The organism is Njordella calcicola, assembly GCF_056494125.1.
Map to the genome: position 1 here is coordinate 1,424,477 of NZ_CM151396.1, position 18,539 is coordinate 1,443,015.

At 51.7% G+C, this 18,539-nt stretch carries 10 protein-coding genes; 6 read left to right on the forward strand and 4 right to left on the reverse strand.

The annotated features are described in order from the left end of the window. Positions 1–363 precede the first annotated feature (363 nt). The 5 genes from SH302x_RS05385 to SH302x_RS05405 all read left to right on the forward strand — a co-directional run bounded on the left by SH302x_RS05385 (position 364) and on the right by SH302x_RS05405 (position 12,941). Positions 364–1,944, forward strand: coding sequence for an SDR family oxidoreductase (locus tag SH302x_RS05385; RefSeq protein WP_479367704.1), 1,581 nt, complete (start codon positions 364–366; stop codon positions 1,942–1,944). Continuing rightward, positions 1,937–9,520: an SDR family NAD(P)-dependent oxidoreductase gene (locus tag SH302x_RS05390; RefSeq protein WP_479367705.1), complete on the forward strand. Its 7,584-nt coding sequence runs from the start codon at positions 1,937–1,939 to the stop codon at positions 9,518–9,520. Before SH302x_RS05385 ends, SH302x_RS05390 begins: the two co-directional genes overlap by 8 nt. Positions 9,521–9,587: 67 nt before the next feature. Continuing rightward, on the forward strand, positions 9,588–10,730 hold the full coding sequence (locus SH302x_RS05395) for an aromatic ring-hydroxylating oxygenase subunit alpha (protein ID WP_479367706.1): 1,143 nt from the start codon (positions 9,588–9,590) through the stop codon (positions 10,728–10,730). A gap of 26 nt (positions 10,731–10,756) precedes the next feature. Next, on the forward strand, positions 10,757–11,524 hold the full coding sequence (locus SH302x_RS05400; protein WP_479367707.1) for an SDR family oxidoreductase: 768 nt from the start codon (positions 10,757–10,759) through the stop codon (positions 11,522–11,524). Continuing rightward, entirely contained in the window at positions 11,517–12,941 is a 1,425-nt protein-coding gene (locus SH302x_RS05405; RefSeq protein WP_479367708.1) for a condensation domain-containing protein, read from the forward strand. Before SH302x_RS05400 ends, SH302x_RS05405 begins: the two co-directional genes overlap by 8 nt. Before the next feature lie 37 nt (positions 12,942–12,978). On the opposite strand, the gene SH302x_RS05410 is transcribed toward SH302x_RS05405, so the two are convergent. The 3 genes from SH302x_RS05410 to SH302x_RS05420 are packed head-to-tail and all read right to left on the reverse strand — an operon-like array spanning position 12,979 to position 15,039. Then, positions 12,979–13,686 (reverse strand): RsmD family RNA methyltransferase, encoded by a 708-nt coding sequence (locus SH302x_RS05410; protein WP_479367709.1) that lies wholly within the window; start codon positions 13,684–13,686, stop codon positions 12,979–12,981. Between the two features lie 55 nt (positions 13,687–13,741). Further along, a complete protein-coding gene (locus SH302x_RS05415) occupies positions 13,742–14,068 on the reverse strand; it encodes a P-II family nitrogen regulator (protein ID WP_479367710.1) in 327 nt (108 codons plus the stop codon). A 26-nt stretch (positions 14,069–14,094) separates the two neighbouring features. Beyond that, positions 14,095–15,039, reverse strand: a complete 945-nt coding sequence (locus SH302x_RS05420) for a PPK2 family polyphosphate kinase (RefSeq protein ID WP_479367711.1) — start codon at positions 15,037–15,039, stop codon at positions 14,095–14,097. A gap of 399 nt (positions 15,040–15,438) precedes the next feature. Here SH302x_RS05420 and SH302x_RS05425 point away from each other — a divergent pair, with 399 nt between their 5' ends. Further along, positions 15,439–16,923 (forward strand): protein kinase domain-containing protein, encoded by a 1,485-nt coding sequence (locus SH302x_RS05425; protein WP_479367712.1) that lies wholly within the window; start codon positions 15,439–15,441, stop codon positions 16,921–16,923. Between the two features lie 310 nt (positions 16,924–17,233). Here the strand turns inward: SH302x_RS05425 and SH302x_RS05430 are convergent, their stop codons facing one another. After that, positions 17,234–18,511 carry a 6-phosphofructokinase gene (locus SH302x_RS05430; protein ID WP_479367713.1) on the reverse strand — a complete coding sequence of 426 codons (1,278 nt, stop codon included), beginning with the start codon at positions 18,509–18,511 and terminating at the stop codon, positions 17,234–17,236. Between the last annotated feature and the right edge of the window lie 28 nt (positions 18,512–18,539).

The window sequence follows — 18,539 nt, forward strand, 5'->3', positions numbered from 1 at the left end:
GTGTATTTTGGAATTGAACCAAAATGCGACGGTCGGGAATAAAAATAATTGTTATCTTGGCAATCGAATCGGCTTCTCTTCTGGGTGTGACGTTTATTTTTCCCAGCCACAATAGCCTAAGAGCTAAAGAGTAGTTTATAGAACTTGCTTTGGCGACCGTTGTTCAAGCCATAACTGGGCGAGTCGCAAAAAAATCGATTTCATTCTTGTTTCAATTGGCATACTGAATGCCATGGCTAGCGTCCGTCCGAGCTCCCTCGCCTGCGATTAGTGAACAATCCTAAGATTTCGTTGTCAGCGCAAAGTGGCGAGCTAAACTATACTTACGTTCCTAGCAATTCGAATTCGACATCCTGAGATTCCTTGATAAATTTCTCTCAAAACTCGTCTTCCCGACGACTTAAAACTGATGCAACACGCACTCAAAACCCCTGCTTAAATACCACCGCTGGCGGTTGGTTGCTGACGGGCAGCACGGGGCTGGTTGGGCGATTTGTGCTCAGGGAACTGCTGCGCCAAGGTCAGGATGTCTGTGTGATAGCGAGACGTCGTGGACCGATTTCAGCCGCAGCGCGTATCGAAGCGATCGTGCAATTCTGGGAACGCGAACTGCAACAATATTTGGTCCGACCGCAGATTTTGGAAACTGGACTGCACACGGAGGATGGCGAGGATTCGATCGCCTTGCACTTGGATCGACTGCGTGGTCGTTACACTAACGTCCTGCATTGTGCCGCCAGTGTACGTTTTGACTTGGATCAAAACGGCGTGGAACCGCTCTACAGCAATATCAACGGCACCGCCGACTTAATTCAGTTGTGTCAACGGATCGGCATTCAACACTTTCATCATGTCTCCACCGCGTATGTTTGCGGACATTCGGCAGATAAGGTCTACGAGCAGCCCACCGCACGCTCTGCTGAGTTTCGTAATCCTTACGAGTATTCGAAGGCTGCGGCCGAACGGCTGGTACTAAACTCCAACTTTACGACCAAAACTATCTATCGGCCCAGCATTGTCATTGGCCGCTATCGGGATGGTTGGGCCAACGCGTTTCACACGTTGTACTCCAGCTTGCGGTTCGCCAGAGAGATCGATTTTGCGGATGCTCCAACCTTGATGAATAACGCTGGCCTGCGAGGGCAAGAAGAAAACAATGTGGTGCCCGTGGATTGGGTCGCTGACACGATCTGCAAGATTGCAAACCAGCCCGACCAGTGGGGACGCATCTATCATCTAACGAACGAAAAGCCAGCTCGTGTCTCGGAAATAGTCCGTGCAATCTACGAAGCGTCGAAACGGAATATTACGCAATGGCAGAATCTTCCGACTTTGCTGAGCCAGGAAAGCCACGGTAAAGACGCATTTCAGTTTCATTTGGGGGCATACGCTAACTATTTTCAAAACGATCCGGCCTTTGACGTTTCTAACCTCAATTCGGTCCCCGGCGTTAATCCAGCTCCCGACATGGACTTCGAAATCTTGACGACTGCGTTCAGCTTTGCTGTTCAAAGTAAGTTCTGCGACACAACCGGCTGGGCGACCAGCGCGGCGTCCGCTGTGCTATGTCAATTCACGGGTTACTTGGACCGCATGGCAATCGCATCTGGCGTTGCACCGTCCCAATTGAGACTATCAGTCGCTGGTCCCGGCGGTGGAATCTGGTGTTTGGACCAACCGCAGTTGCCGAGCCCGGCACAAATCCATCTTCCAGCTTGGGCCCTCGACGCGCTGCTGGAAGGGAAAATGACAGTTCAAGATTCAAGCAGGATGGACTTGTTGCACTCCAATCAGTTGACCGTGCCTGAAATAGCCAATGCATTGACCTCACTGATCCAAGAGTTCCGACGTACGATAAACGGTGCTGCGGCAAACGGCGAGGCAACCGGCAAGGCGAACACTTCATCAGCATTTAGCCATTCGGGGGGGGCATCCGATGCTTGAAGATGCGATGCAATTGAAGCAGCCACAGTTCGGCGGTGGCTTGATCAACGAACCGATCGCCATCGTGAGTATGGAATGCTGCTTGCCAGGAGCGGAAGGTTTGGCTGAGTTCTGGGAGTTACTCATCAGCGGTCGATCTGCAGTTGGACCGCTGCCCGAAAGCGTCATCCAAAGGCAACGTTTCTTTGATCCGACCGAGACTAGGCGAGCTACCTCCTATAGCGATGTGGGAGCAGTGACCGCCAGGCGCCCCGTCTCGGCTGATGACTTGGGTTTACCTGCGGCGGAACTCGCTGGGTGGGACCAGTGCCATTTGCAATTCGCGCGGGTTGCGTTGGCAGCTTGGCAGAAACCATTTCAGAAGGCATCAGCGGTTCAGGAGCACCGCTGTGGGATTTACATTGGCCATAGCGGCGGTGTCGACTCCGGTGAGCTTGTCTACGCGACCATGTCACCCGCCACAGCTTCATACTTAGAGGACTGCGAGTCATTCAACTGCTTGCCAAACGAAGTACAAGGGCAGTTGCGGCTGATGTTTCAGCAGAACATGAATGCTGGACGCCCGCATCGCAAACCCGGCCAAAAGCTCAACTGGGATGTCAATGACATCGCCCGACTTGCATCGAAAGTGACTGGTACTTCAGGGCCTCAAATCGTAATCGAATCCGCCTGTGCATCTTCGTCAGTGGCACTTTGTTTGGCCGCATTGGCTCTGAATGAAAATCAGATCGATGCTGCTATTGTCGGTGGCGCGAGCTACAACAAAGCAGATAGCTTGATTTTGTTTTCCCAAGCCAAATCATGCAGCGCAACCGATTCGCGCCCGTTCGATGACGACGCCGACGGGCTGATCAGCAGCGAAGGGTTTGTCGTCTTCATTGCAAAACGATTGGCCGATGCGGTTCGCGACCAGGATTCGATCCAGGCAGTGATTACGGGTGCGGGGATCGCATCGGATGGAAAAGGCAAAAGCCTGTGGGCTCCTCGGCGTGAAGGTCAGTTGGAATCGATGCGTCGAGCGTATCGAGACGTCGAACATCTTGCGAGTGTTCAGTATGTTGAAGCGCATGCGACTAGCACTCAAGTGGGTGATGCCACCGAAACCGCCGCTCTGTCGGAGCTTTTTCGTGCCTCCGTTCCTGGTAAACGACTGCCGTTGGGTTCCGTGAAATCGAACTTGGGTCATACCTTAGAGTGCGCGGGCTTGGCTGGGCTGTTAAAGTCGGTCCTAGCCATGCAGCATGAGCAGATTCCGCCAAGCATTAACTTCCGCAAACCTAATCGACAGATTGATTGGTCGCACACGCCATTCCAAGTGGTAACTGCTCCTTTAGCATGGAAGGTCGCTGACCAAGCCCCAAGAGTAGCGGCGGTCAATGCGTTTGGCATCGGAGGACTGAACGTACATTTGGTGGTAGAACAGTTTAGCCGCAGCAAGCACGCCTCTAACATTCAATACATCCCCCCCCGGTCTTCGCCTGTAAGTATAGTTAGCGACCGAGAGCCGATCGCTGTGGTCGGCATTGGCTGTGTGCTGCCGGGAGCGTTACAGGTACGGCAGCTCACATCGTTGCTAGCCAGCCAGGCTGCTTACATTCAGTCGCCGCCTACTAAGCGATGGTCAGATGCGTTGCCGATGAGCTTCAGCGATCCAAGCGGCAAATCATCGGTATCCATCAAGGCCGGTTATATCGATAACTTCCAATTCGACTGGCGAAGCAATCGGATCCCGCCCAAGCAGATTCAAAATGCGAACCCTTTGCAGTTTATGTTGTTGCAAGCGGCCGGCGAAGCGATGGAAAACGCTTCTTGGTTAGATTCCAGTAAGTTGCTGCAACGTGTTGGCGTTGTAGTTGGAACGATCTTTGGAGGCGAGTTTGCGCACGGCTTGCAAATTGGCCTGCGTCTGCAAAATGCCATCGCTGAATTTGATCAAGCGATGTTGCGTATAAAGTTGGAGCCAGCCAAGCGGCAGCAGTTGATTGCCGATTTCGAAACATCGTTGCTGCAGCACTTGCCAGCGCTGCTGGATGAAACAGGAAGTTTCACAAGCAGCACGCTCGCATCGCGAATTACGAAGCACTACAACTTAATGGGCGGCGCGTTTGCATTGGATGGTGGCGAAAAATCATCTGCCCATGCACTCAATGTAGCCATGCAAATGCTACGGTGTGGCTGCGTGGATGCCATGCTGTGCGCAAGTGGCTCCTCTTCAATTGACTATTATTCATTTTCGCGGATGTTTGCCGAAGGCAGCTTGCCTGGCCAACAAAAAAACCATGACAGCGTTTATCCTGCCGAAGGTGTCGTAACCATAGCGCTGCAGCGCTTGTCAGATGCGCGGCGGCAGGGACGCAACATCCTAGGCGTGATCGATGAGGTCCGCTTCCATGGTAATCGCACAAGTACAACTCCGTCCGATGCGGATCGCCAGCTTAAACAACTCGAACGTCGCATCGGACGTATTACTGGCTCCGAATCGCTCATCGGTTTAGCGGCTGCACTTGTAAATAAAGTATCGGGCGTTCAACGAAACGAACTTAGTTTGCAAAATAGCTATCGCGACGACACGAGCTCAACAATTCATTTTTCCATTGGCCCCAGAGATACTCAGGCCAAACCGAATGCATTGGAAATCAAGATTAGTCCATCAACGAAGTACAACCAATTGGATATGCCCGCAAAGCCTTCTTTCCTTGTTTCGCATTCTGATGACACTCGCCCGCTCGCTGGTCTGCAGACGGTTGGTTGTATACCCGGCCAAGGTTCGCAATCTTACGACATAATGTCTCAACGAGCGATGCAGACCGATGTTGCTCAAAGCGTCGTCTCGCAAGCCAACGTGATCCTCAAGCAACTGCAAAGTCCCTGCTTTAACGATTTGCTGACAGCGCAAGACCCCGATCCAGCGAAACAAATTTGGTCTGTTCAGGCGTCTGTCCTGATCGCGAATATCGCTCATGCAGAGAGCTTGATGCAGATTGGGCTCAAACTGGATGCGATCATTGGACATTCCTTGGGCGAAGTCGCAGCTCTCGTTATTGCAAGGGCATGGTCTCTCGAAGATGCGATTCGGTTCGCTCACGCTCGCGCCATTGCGGTTCAACGAGCAACCGGTGCCATGCGCAGCGGACTGCTATCGATTGCGGCGGCAAGCACTGCCGTTTCCAGCCTGATCGAGCAAAAGCTGACGACGCTTCGAATTACCCATCGCAACACGCCGATGCAAACGGTTGTCGGTGGTAAGCTTGAAGACTTGCATGCCTTACAGCAAACCTGCAAGACGCAGAAAATTGGAAGTGTCCTCCTGAACGTTCCAGCGGCATATCACAGCCCGATTCTAGAATCTGCTCGTTGGGAGTTGATCGACTACGTGGCAAGTGCAATGTTGTATCCACCACGGATCCCAATTCTAAGTACTGTTACGGGACAGTTTACTTCCGACCCAGAAGTTATTCGTCGTAATTTGGTCGATCAATTGACCACGCCGATCGATTACGTTCGCGACTTTCAGCGTCTGGTCACGTTAGGTGCGTCTAGCTTTGTGGAACTGGGACCCAGCGATGTGTTAACGAAAATGCATCGAACGATGAATCCTGCTATTCAGGCTTTGACGGCGGAAGCTTACTATGACCAAATCACAATGACTGCGAACGTCGGTGATGTTCCGTCGGAAGGCTTGCCTCGCTCTGCACCGACGAGGACAGGGAGTGTACTTTCCAAAAAGGTTGCTGGCAAAAACACTCGTGTCGTTATCGATGCGACAACCACACGAAGAGCGGAGATGAAGTCGCGAAGTAGTGCTTTGACGCAAACATCTACTAAGAGCCTTTCCCAAAACCCGAGAAGTAGAATGGGCTTCCAGACCGTTGAGAGTTTTGGGATAGGTTCTACAGGACAAGCTCCTGTTGCGTCTGACTCAGCAGCCAAAAAACCTGTGCCAAATTCCGTAGTGACGGAAACGATGCCGAGCATCGTTCCGACCCCGCAAGTGCTGTCGGAGGCACCGACGGCTCAAGCGTTCTCCGACGGCATTACCCGCGAAACGCTTCAGCAATTCATTATCGACTTTATCGTCGAGCATACTGGCTACCCGCAGGAAATGATCGAACCACATTGGGATCTAGAAGCGGATCTCGGGATCGATAGCATCAAGCAAGCGCAGTTGTTTGGCGAGTTGCGACAAACATTTAACCTTGATGTGACCCAATTTCAGAAAGTTGTCGTACGGACCATTCATGAAATCTGCGATGTCATTCTTGGTAGTCTTGAACAAGCAAGTGTTTCTGCTGTTGAACCGAAAGCTGCTGGAATCGAGATCAACGGAACGCTATCCGACCACGGTCTCTTGGCAAACGCAGAAGCGTCACTGAGCAGTACCAACGATATCAAATCCAGTTTCGAAGACGGCGGACAACTCAACGCTGCAGTCCTCGACGAGTTCATGATTGATTTTGTGGTGGAGCATACAGGCTATCCTCGTGAGATGATTGACTTGGATGCAGAGTTTGAATCAGACCTGGGACTGGATAGTATCAAGCTCGCTCAGCTAATCGGAGAAATTCGATCCTCGTTTGCAATCGAATTGTCTCAAGAAGATCGCCAAGCGTTTTTGCAAAGCCGTACATTGCGTGATATCAGTAATCATTTAGTCGCTCGGCCAATTGTTTCACAGGTAGAGAATGATGCGGACACGGCGGTCGTTGTTGGGACTGCGGACGATCACGTGATGGCGAAAGGGACTGATGCTTCGCTGCGCAGCAGTACGACTGAAAGTCATTTCGAACAACCGCTTGCGCATAAAAAAAAAGAGGGCATCAAAAGCAAACTAACTGAGAATGCCGCGTCCAAGACGCTCAACTTACTTAATCGCTTCGATGAGCATGCCAAAGCACTGGCCGTCATCGATAGCTTCGATATCGAAGCTCGCATTAAACGGCAGTTAGCAGCCTCCGGTATGCTGTTGTTAGAGCCTCGCATTGATGGTCATGCGGATGAATCGTTAGTGCCGCAAGACCTTCCTGCTGTCTTGCCTCCATCTATCACCCAGCGTTTTCAATTGCGGATGTTGGCCAAACCGATCGAGGAATCCGTTGGCTCCCCGCGGTTCTTTGGTCGCGCCGTGATTGTCGGTGAAAACACCATTGCGGATGCGTTGGAAAAGCAATTGAATTGGTTGGGGGTGGAGTGCGTTCGATTGCGGAACCAAGATTCCTCCAATTGGGTTCAGCAGTTGAGTGACCAATGGCAAAACTCGCCGTTGCCTCATCTGTTTGTAACGACGCCGCACGATGCACAAGCCGCTCCACAGATGCATCCCAAGTGGTGGCCGAATCGTTCGAAGATCGCAATCGACGCGGTTTTTTGGTTGTGTCAACAATGGTTCAAATTAGTCGACGAATCGGATTGTTATCAAGATTGCTCCTTGGTGGTGACACCTAACTTGGGAGGGGACTTTGGTTTTGAGTCTCAGGTAGGATCAATTGAAGGCGGCGTAGTTGGAGGAATCCTGAAGGCATTGATTATCGAATGCTGGATGGCTGGTCAAAGACGATTGAACTTCAAGTCGATTGATCTTGCGCCCCAGTTGAGTGCTCAAGCAAGCGTGGAAGCGATCCTCACAGAGCTCAGCTATGGCAGTTACGACTCAGAGATTGGGGTTACCGATCAGGGGCGTTTCGTCGTGCGAGCGGTACCATCGGCCCTGCCTCGCCCAACCGCGAGCCGACCTCAAGCTGGCGACGTCTGGATCTGTACTGGCGGCGCACGAGGAATCACATCGTTTGTCTCCCAAGCGCTGGCGGAAAGATATAAGATCCGATTGAACTTGGTCGGCGTCACTTCGCAGATTCCAATCCCCCAACAATGGAAAGAACTGGATGAAGCTGGCCTGCGATCTCTGAAGCTTCAGGTCATGCAACAAGCTCGCGAGAACCCAGCGGCTTACGGGAATCGCAATCCACTTAAAGTGTGGCAAGATGTCGAGAAAGCGATGGAGATCGAGGCGACGCTAGAAAAGATTCGCGACCTGGGAATTGACGTTCAGTATCATGCTTGCGATTGTGCTGACGCGCAAGCGGTCGATGATGTCGTTAAAAAGATTCAGAACGAGCAAGGGCCGATCCGAGGGATCTTGCATGGCGCAGGGATTGGTCAAGACTCTCGATTTGATCGAAAGCAACCGTTGAAAGTAAAGCAGTGCTTCGATGCAAAAATCACTGGCGCGCTGAACCTTGTGCAAGCAGTCGATCGAAACGAGTTGCGATACTTCATTGGCTTTGGTTCCATCAGTGGTCGTTTCGGAGCCAATGGTCACACGGATTATTCAGCCGCCAATGACGGATTACTTAAGGTCTGCGATTGGTTGCGTACCGTGGCACCGCATGTGAAGTCGATCGGGTTTCATTGGCATGCTTGGGGCGATATTGGAATGGCGACCAAGCCCGAAACGAAGTTGGCGCTAGAAAGTATCGGGATGCAGTTTATGCCTGCTGAGGAAGGGCTGGGGCATCTGATTGGCGAGCTTGAAGGCGAATCTTCAGCGACGGAAGTGTTGATTACCGATGACAGATATTACCGCGCTTTCTATCCTGCCGAAACTGTGGCCGCCGAGTCAGGTGGTTTGAGCGAGTATTCACCGCCCGCTCTGCTAGAACCAGCAGCTCCCGCTGAGCGAACTTCCGCAGGACAGTCGAGAGCAACTAGTTACAGTGCCTTCCTGCAACCAACTCAAGATCCATTTTTGATCGAGCATCGTCTGAATAACTACCCGCTGTTGCCGGTCGTAGTCGAGATTGAGTTGATGGCGGAGGCAGCGTATGAGCATTGGCATCCAATGCACAAGATTGATAGACCGCCCAATCGCCGCCGCACCAGCGATGGTCTGAGTGAGTTGAGTTTGGTGATGAAGGATGTTGTCGTCCATGCGCCGTTCAAATGTTTTTGCGATCAAAGGCACAAACTGCAGGTTCTAGCCGCATCTGGGGCTTCGAATGGTGGCTTGGTGGTTACGATTACCGGCGATACGATGAACCGACAGGGGCATTTGGTTACGAAGGAGAAGCGGTTGTGCGAGGGAGTCGTCGGCTATATCAACAACGCATGGAAGCACCGCGAAGTCGAATCGATCTATCCCAATGATTTGGTTTGGTGCAGACCTCAATTCTCGGTTGAAACGGATGCTTTTCATTCGGGGGCTCCCTTTCGACTGATGCAACGCTTCGGGCTGGAACAATCGCAAATATTTGCCGAAATGACCGCCCCATCCCTGGTCGAGTTAGCGGGACTTCATCGCAACGCTAGGGGTTGGCGTACGCCCAGTGCGTTGTTAGACGCCGCTCTCTATGCGTGCGGCATTCTGGCTTGGCATGAAGTCTGTCCGCAAGTTTGTCTTCCAACAGGTTTTGCGGAGTTGGCTTTTATTCAGCAACCGCGGCCGGGAAAACGGCTTATCACTTGTGCCCGTTTGGTAAAATCGGACGATCGTATGGCTTATTTCGATTTTGACGTTTTCGATGAACAAGGAAACCTTTATATCGCCGCAAAAGGCTATCGTGCAACTTTTGTTCATCAATAATCAATAGACTGAGATCGAAATCTCATTCACGGACCATCTATAACTGTCAGCCGTCGATCGCTTTGTCATGACGTTTGTTGCTAAACAGAAGCTACCGCATCGCATTGCGCCACAGTCCTACTGTTCGGCGGATGTGTTCCAGCGCGAGCGGCAGTGGATGCTGGAAAATACGTGGCAGTTGGTCGGATCGACCAGCGAGCTAAAGCATGCTGGCGACTACGTTACGCGTCAGGTGCTAGGGGTTCCGATAATCATCCGCAACTTTGACTCGCAACTCTCAGCGCTCTCGAACGTATGCGCTCACAGACACAGCATGATTCGTTCCGAACCACGCGGGAATCAAGCGGAGCTCAAGTGCCAATATCATGGCTGGTGCTATGGCAGCGACGGGCTTACGCGGCGGATTCCTTGCGCGAAAGACTTTGCGCCTGTAGATCGCGACACTTTGCGAATTGCCAAGTATCGTTGTGAGTCGATTGGGCAGTTAGTATTTGTCGCCCTTCATCCAGGTGTCCCTGTGTTGCGAGAATACCTTGGACCGCTGGCGACTGTCTTAGAAGAACGTTGTGGAGAAGATTATCGCGTTATGCTGCAAAGGGATTATGAGTATCGTGCTAACTGGAAAGCTGCTGTCGAAAATACTTTGGAAGCGTATCATATACAGTCTGTGCATCCAGAAACGTTTCGGATAGAGCCGGGCGAAATGCGATCGGACCACACGTTCCATACCAATCAATCCTCCTTCAAAACTGATGTACCGTTTGCAGCGGAGAATCGAGTGGACTTGTTCTTTCAGGGCATGCAGTCCAGGCTAGTGCAGTGGCTGGGCAGGTCGGCTCAGCGTGAGTACCAGCATCACCACTTATACCCCAACTTGCTAGTGTCGTTCACCGATGCCGTAACGGTCATCCAGTCGGTACAACCCATGGCTGCCAGTCACAGCCAATCCTTTGTCTATCAGTTTGGCATTGTCCCGATGAAAGCAAGCAAGCTTCAGCGTTGGGTGGCAGCACGCTGGGGTAAATTGGAAGCGATGATTCTCCAACGCATCTTGGCGGAGGATTTTGGCATGTTGCCCAAGATTCAGGCAGGTTTGGAACACAGCTCGCATCAGGGCGTATTAGGTCGATGCGAAGAACGAATCGCTTCTTTTCAGAACTACTGGGCCGACGTAATGATGTTGGAACCCTATTCAGGCGATGGAATTTGAAGCCAGACCCATTACAATCTTCGATTATGCAAGACTTAGAAGGCAAACGAATACTGATCACAGGCAGCTCGCGGGGCATCGGCCGGGCTACCGCTTTGTTGTTGGCCGATAGCGGTTGCGACGTGATTATTAACTACTTGACCAACGAGGCGGCCGCGCTCGAAGTGGCCGACGAAGTCGAAAAACGCGGGCAGCAAGCATTAGTCATCAAGGCCGATGTTTCCGAAGTTACCGATGTGCAGCAAATGATTGATAGTATTGCCGACGCGTGGGGCAGTATCGATGGGATTGTAAGTAACGCGGCCGGTGGAGGATTCCGCACGATTCTTTCGTCAACACCAGATCATTTCGATCGGGCCATGCACATCAATGCAAGACCGTTAGCATTGCTGGCCAAAGCGGCTGTGTTGTTCTACGAGAATAGGGTCGAACCATTCAAGTTCGTTTCGCTGTCCAGTCATGGGTCGCATCGAGCCTTGCCGGCTTACGGTTTGATTGGTGCTTCGAAAGCAGCACTCGAAGCATTGACTCGACATCTGGCTTTAGAGCTAGGTCCGCAAGGGGTTTACTTCAACTGCGTACTGGCAGGACTGGTTCGTACTGATGCAACCTCCAATTTGCCCAATGCAGAGGCCCTGTTTTCGTCGGTAAACCAAAGTATGCTGCTGCCTGATGATCGCGAACTGCTACCTGAAGACGTGGCGTCGGTGATTCGATTCTTACTGAGTACCGATTCGGACTTAATCCAGGGGCAAACTATTGTCGTCGACGGAGGTGCGTCGTTGCATGGCTAGTCCTATCGATTGGGAAAGGCTTTATATCGATCGGGATGCAATCCAGGGCTTGGAGCACTTTCCGCTGCCTCTGACGGTCATGGAAAAGTTTTTTATATGGGATCACACGCCGCAGTATCCCAAGCGTTTTCAAATCGTGGTGGACTGTGATGGATCGCTAGACCTTGCGTGCTGGCATCAGGCGTTACAAACTACGCTTCCACGGCATCCCATGCTATTGGCTGAGGTCGAAACTTACGATCGCCAATGGTGCTTGCCAAAGGAACCGTTTATCGAAGTTGCACTCATTGGCAATCAAGATACCGTTCATGCATCGGGCCAGCATACCCCTGCAGCTATTGCTGAAGCTGTCCGCAGTGATATAAAGCCTGGGCAGCCAAGCGGTTCACTTGCCAATCTTCGAGTGGCCGTATTTCAAGGTTCGCAACAAATCACACTGGCATTTGATGTCTACCATCCCGCTTGTGATGGCCTGGGAATGCGAGTGTTTATCGAGGAGGTTACGTCATGCTACAACGGCTTGATGCAACAAGGGCAGGCACAAATTCGCTGGCGACAGCTTGATTTCAATCGCTTGCGTTATCGAGGCGAATTGCCGGAACCGAAAGCGAAGGATGCTACCAGAAAGACCACGCTGTGGGAGAAACTGGTTCACGCTTACCACTTTCATCTAAGGGGTCCCTACCCTATCGAGAGCAGAACGTCGCGCCAGAGAGCGAACGGTAGCACTGCACTTGCGTTTCGATCTGTCGAACTAGACATGGATGCGCTGCAGGAACTAAAGGCATTCTTGTTGGAACGCGAAATGAGCTTCAATGATTGGGCCATTGCATGTCTATTCACCACGATCCACAATTGGCAATCCGCTCAACATGCGAATCGCCGAGCACGCATTTCTATGCCAGTGGATTTACGCACTTGGGATGACCTGCGGGCGCCAGCTTGTAACAAGATAGGGTTCGGCTTTTTGGTCGCGGAACCCAAACTGGCAGCCGACCGCAAAGCTCTGACGCAAAGTGTAAAGGAACAAGTGGAAATGGTCCGCAGCCTTTGCTTAGGGGCTGATTTCGTGCGAATTTTCGAGCCGTTGGGTAAGCTCGGGGCGTTGGTACGTTTCTTTTTAAAACGCAATTCGTGTTTTGCAACGGCAATCATCACCAACTTGGGGGATGTCACAGCTCGTCAGCGGAAGGGGCGTGACAATGCAGACGGACGATCATCTGCGGGGGATCTGCGATTGCGTGCGATCTATGGTTGGCCTCCCATTCGGTCTGGTACGCAAATTGGAATTGGCCTGTGCCGATACGATCATCGGCTGAGCATTTCCGCCGTCTTTGATCGATCCGTTTTTTCAGATCTGCAGATCGACGAGATTTTTAATCGCTATCAATCGTTGATCCGGGACAGCGTTCTATAAAGCAGTTGCAGGGATGCTACCGATACCAGATATGGATCTACGTAATCTTTGTCCCAATAGCAATCGTTGCAGGTCGATAGTCACGGCGAATCCATTCATAGCGTGGGTCTTCGAACAGAAACTGATCGGCCGTTACGTCTTCCAGTTCAATTACGATGGTCGATCCCTTTGGCCCGCGATCCATCCAGCGCTCAATCAATTTGGTAAGTTCAACGGCGTGCGATTTCCACATGCTGTAGGGAGGACAGCAGAACAGAAGCCATGGTGTTTCGTCCACCAAGACGCCTTCACTGCAGGCAGCCATGAGCTTGCTGGGGTTGTGTGAGATGCGAAACGCATCGCCATTGAAGACACGGGCTCGATCTGCCAGATCGATTCGTTTAGCATTTTCGATGATCTCGTTCGCTCGAAAAGATTGCTTCTCGACAATCGCAGCGTACAACGAACCTCGCGACAAGCTTTCAAAACCTAAAACGCCAGTACCGGCAAACAAATCGACGGCCAGCGTACCCTCGACGGTATATCCCAAGAGGTTAAAGATCGCTTCGCGCGTACGATCTTTCATCGGTCGCGTCGAATCTTCGATTTTGAACAGGATCTTTCGCGAACGGTGGGTGCCACCAATGATTCGTAGAAATCCGTTGCGGGGTGAATTTGGAACACCCGTTGGCTTAACCGTCGACTTGTTACGGGCAGCTTCACGGCGAAGAATGCGCTGATATTCGTTTTGATTGGTAACGTCCATGATGGAATTGGTTAGTGTTCTTTGATCGAGAAACTTCGGAGTTTTCCTGGTAGCATTATTCGGACTTGTAAGTCGCAATATCAATCGTTCGTTCGACGGGTACAACAAAGATCTTCCCGTCTCCAATCCGTCCACTGCGTGCTGTTTCCAGCAGAACGTCAATCACTTCATCCAACCGGTTTTGCGCGACGTAGATCTTGATTTCCACTTTGGGGAGAAACAGCGAGTGGAATTCAGCGTCTTTGTATTCTTCCAAATAGTCCTTCTGGCGGCCGAAGCCCTGGACTTCGCTGACCTGAAGAGCCTCAATCGGTTCCAGCTTTAGCCGTTCGAGTATTCTGTCGACCAGAAACGGTCGCACAATGGCAGTGATAGAGCGCATACTCGGGTTTCCATGTTAAGGGCGTTTTACTCTTTGCGTTGTTTCTTTTTCTTCTTCGGCGACTTCTCACGGCTTAAAGCTTGGTTGGCCGCCAGTTGGTCTTGCAGTCCAAAATACATCTCCGAGTACTTTTGAGATGTTTCCGCGGGAACGACTGGGTATTTCACATCCATCGACTCCAGTTCCTGGGCAATCAAATCGGCGACTACGGCGCGGGCATACCATTTGGCATCGCAAGGGACGATGTACCAAGGCGAGTAGTTGGTGCTGGTCGCGGGTAGCATCTCTTCGAACGCATGTTGATATTCTGACCACAGTTTGCGTTCTTCGAAATCCCCAAGATTGACTTTCCAGTGTTTATCGGGAGATTCCAGGCGGGAGGCGAGTCGTTTAAGTTGCTCTTCTGGCGAGACATGCAAAAAGAATTTCACCACTTTGGTCCCGTGCGAGACCAACATCCGTTCGAATTCACAGATCTCATCAAAGCGGATTGGCCACAAATGGTCCAGCGACTTAAGCTTGGGCAAACGCTGGGGTTTCAAGAAGTCGGGACGTACACGTACCACGAGAACTTCTTCGTAATACGACCGGTTGAAGATCGCAATCTTGCCGCGCGGTGGAAGAAACCGCATCGGCCGCCACAGGTAATGATGCTCAAGTTCCTCGGCGGAAGGAGCTTTGAACGAATGGACAAGGCAGCCTTGCGGGTTTATGCCGCCAAATACATGACGGATACAACCGTCCTTTCCAGCCGCATCCATTCCTTGCAAAATGATGACCAAGCTTTGCTTGTCTTCCGCGTAAAGCTTTTCTTGCTGTTGTTGCAGGAACAGCAGATCTTCTCCCATCGCTCGTACGGCATGTTCCTGCGATTCGAATTCGGTACCCGGAGCGGTCGCGATCTTTGAAAGATTGACTTTCGACTCGTGCTCAACCAGAAAATCGTTGGGTTTGAAACGGTGTTTGGCCATAGATGTCTCTCCTCATTGGTGCTTTTGAAGTCGACATTTTAGTCTAGATCCAATCGACTGCGGACTTTCGTGGAAAAAATCGCGGAATACTGGCTGTTGCTCTCCGTCCAGATCGAGGGCCTGAGCTACTAGTTTCATTGAGTGCAGATTGCCCCAGCAGACTGACTAACATGTTGTCAGCCGTCGGCGACTGGCTGTGAAGTGCCGGTTTTTGCCCCGCGGCGCGGATTCAGTGGGGGAAAGCTGGGTTTTGTTGCCACTGAACTTGTGTCATTCTCAACATAATTGAATACAATAAAGTAGGGCCTTGCAGCTTGCCTCCACTCGGCGACCTCAGCGTCCTAACCCATTTCGTTACGGAATCTCCAGTCTCTCAGCCACCGTAGCCCACAGCAATTTATGGAATTCACGCCTCAATCACTAGCCCAACGCTTAGTCGACTTGAATTTGGTCCCTCAGCAGCGGATCGAGCAACTTTGGAGCGAAATGAAACGCGGCTCCGCGGACGATCTGGAGGAATTCAAATCCTTGGCCCTGCGAAAAGAGTTGGTAACCAACTTCCAGTTGGATCGGGTGCTGACAGGGGAAAGGCTGGGGTACTTCTATGGTCCTTACAAGGTCCTATACCTCATCGGCGCCGGAACGTTCGCTCGCGTATTTCGTGCCGTTCACAAAAACACCGGACGCGTGGTGGCTATTAAGGTCTTGCGAAGGCGGCATCGCAATGAAGTGAAGCAGGTCGAGCAGTTTCTGCGGGAAGGACGCATGGGCCTGCAATTGCGGCACCCCAATATCGTGACCGTATACGAAATTCAAAATGATCCACGTACGCCGTACTTGGTCATGGAATTCGTCGAAGGGGAAACGCTGCGGCATGTGCTGAAAAATCGAGGGAGATTCAGTCCAATCGATTCTCTGAGAGTCATGAAGGACATTTGTGCGGGGCTTGAGTTCGCGTTCAGCCAAGGGGTCACGCATCGCGACTTGAAATTGTCTAACGTGCTTGTCAGTTCGACGGGACGCTGCAAGTTGGTGGATTTTGGTTTGGCGGCATTGGCAGACACCTCTTCCAACGAAGCCATCGCTGATTGCCCGAGTGCACGAGCGATTGACTATGCCGCATTGGAACGAGGGACCGGCGTTCGCAAGGGCGATCCTCGCAGCGACATCTATTTCACTGGCGCGATTTTTTACCACATTCTATCGGGGGTTGCTCCGCTAACGGAAACTCGTGACCGTATGGCTCGTCTGAACGTGTCGCGTCTGCGCGAAATCCCACCCATTGGCGGCATCGTTCAAGATATCCCCCAAGTGGTCATGATCATTCTCAATAAGGCGCTGGAATTTGATCCAGAAAGACGATATCAAAACCCAGGAGCCATGCTTCGCGATATCGAAAAAGCGATTCATCTTCTCGAGACCGGAGGCGACACGACCGCGGCCGCTCTAGATGCACCGACGCTGGACGAAGCCGATATGAGCCAGGAGGGCGAAGGCAAAACGATCATGGTCGTCGAGAACAAAATTGAGTTCCAGAATCTGTTGCGAGAGAAGCTGAAGAACCGTGGTTATCGGGTACTCGTGTTAAGCGATGTTCAACGGGCCATGAGTCGATTTACACAATCGGACGAGCAAGCGGCGGACTGCGTTATTGTAAGTGCCGTGAACTTGGGCAATGACGCGCTTGACTTCTTTAACCAAATGGGCGAGCAACCTCATACGAAAGACTTACCCATGTTGTTGTTGGCCGATCAGCGCCAAACGCATATTGTGGACCGAGCTCGTGTGGCAGAGCATCGCAAGATTATCACCATGCCATTAAAGGTCCGTGAATTGCGCGAAACCATTTTGCAACTGTTTCAGTCGCAACCCGTCAGCGAGTAGTGACCTAGCCACTTTCATAAGGAGCGTGCCTTCAAGAGGCTAGCGACAGCCATTCCAACTGCGCCAGCGAATGTGACTGTTAGGATCAGAAAACTTTGCCAAGGTATGCCGAGTCCGTAGGAATCCGGCGCCAAGCTCTCCTCTGTCCTTACATACCAGATCACGTAGAGTACCCCGTCAACTACTGCGATCTTGCCAACGCCCCATAGAAATAACGATGCAGCGACTATCAAAGCGAAGAAAGCAGTCGATAGCCTGAGTACATCCACAAACGCTGGTAGCGCTCTTAGCATTATTCAAACGATCGAAGTTACGTTTGAGTGCCCAGCATTTTGGCCATGCGATGGAAGTCACTGCCAGGCACAATGAAGCGGACTTTGGTCACCAAAGTTGCCGGATCAACTAGTTCCTCAAACGGGACAAAGGTTAAATCCATCTGACCGCCAACGCTGATCATAACTCCATTTAAGTTTTCTTCGATCAACGCACGATAAGCTCCGATGCCAATCTGCGAACCCAAGATAATGTCGAAAGCATTTGGCTGGGTGCAACGAGATTCATAACCCAACTGCAGGCCCGTTACTTTCCGCGAACCGCCTGTGCGTTTCTTATACGCTGCAGAGATCAACTTGGCCAACATGCGATTGAGATTCACATCCGCAATAGAAATGTGTCCGTGGTCATCGCGGGCAATGCCCTCCAAGTGTTTGCTGGGCAGATACTCCGCCAAACCTTCTGCAACCACGATTACGCCACTGTTTTGTCCTAGCTTCTCTCGAGCAAGCATGACATCGACGATTTGCTCAACCACCAAGTCGACATTCATGATCGGTCGCTTTTTGGTTTGGCCAGTTGACGGATCAGTCACGTTCTCCTCACCACGCAACTCGCCAGCGATGTCTTCAACGCTCAGTACCATCGCAGCTTCACCAGCGATGGCAGCGCCATAAGCTAGCCATCCTGCTGCTCGCCCCATCGCTTCGCACAAGAAGTACGCTTGGCCGGCCGAGGCATCGCGGTTGAGATTACGGATTTCAATGGCCAAGAATTCAGCGGCAGTGAAATAGCCAAAAGTGAAATCGATTCCCGAATAATCGTTGTCGATGGTTTTTGGGAGGTGCACCACAGGCAATCGCTTTTGATCTGCAGGCAGCGTGTCTTGGTACATTTTCATTTTATTAGCCGTCTTCAGCGTGTCGTCGCCGCCAATGCTGATCAAGGCATCGACTTCGATGGATCGCAACGCTTTGTAAACGCGGCTGAGCGGCGCGGTGCGTTCTGCATCGCTCAAGTGCTCTGGGCTGGAAACGCTCTTGCCTGGGTTGCTGCGAGCTGTTCCGATCACGATGCCTGGTGAGGATCGCATCATGTCCAGGCCTTCACGTGTGAAGCGGATAAACTGCTTGCCTTCCTGCAGTGGCTTGCTGGGATCGAAATCGATCAAGTTCGAATAACCATGCTTGATACCGACGACTTCGATGCCCGCATTGAGAAACGTGTAGGCAGCAGCGGTGATAACTGCGTTGGCTGCGGGCGCTGGTCCACCAGCGAACAATATTCCAACGCGCTTAATCTCGTTCTTGCTCATGAAATGATTTCAATCTTTAGAATGAAGT

Excerpts from the sequence above, each read along its gene's own strand:
- SH302x_RS05390 (WP_479367705.1), top strand. The coding sequence starts at position 1,937 with ATGCTTGAAGATGCGATGCAATTGAAGCAGCCACAGTTCGGCGGTGGC.
- SH302x_RS05395 (WP_479367706.1), top strand. The coding sequence starts at position 9,588 with ATGACGTTTGTTGCTAAACAGAAGCTACCGCATCGCATTGCGCCACAG.
- SH302x_RS05400 (WP_479367707.1), top strand. The coding sequence starts at position 10,757 with ATGCAAGACTTAGAAGGCAAACGAATACTGATCACAGGCAGCTCGCGG.
- SH302x_RS05405 (WP_479367708.1), top strand. The coding sequence starts at position 11,517 with ATGGCTAGTCCTATCGATTGGGAAAGGCTTTATATCGATCGGGATGCA.
- SH302x_RS05410 (WP_479367709.1), bottom strand. The coding sequence starts at position 13,686 with ATGGACGTTACCAATCAAAACGAATATCAGCGCATTCTTCGCCGTGAA.
- SH302x_RS05415 (WP_479367710.1), bottom strand. The coding sequence starts at position 14,068 with ATGCGCTCTATCACTGCCATTGTGCGACCGTTTCTGGTCGACAGAATA.
- SH302x_RS05420 (WP_479367711.1), bottom strand. The coding sequence starts at position 15,039 with ATGGCCAAACACCGTTTCAAACCCAACGATTTTCTGGTTGAGCACGAG.
- SH302x_RS05425 (WP_479367712.1), top strand. The coding sequence starts at position 15,439 with ATGGAATTCACGCCTCAATCACTAGCCCAACGCTTAGTCGACTTGAAT.
- SH302x_RS05430 (WP_479367713.1), bottom strand. The coding sequence starts at position 18,511 with ATGAGCAAGAACGAGATTAAGCGCGTTGGAATATTGTTCGCTGGTGGA.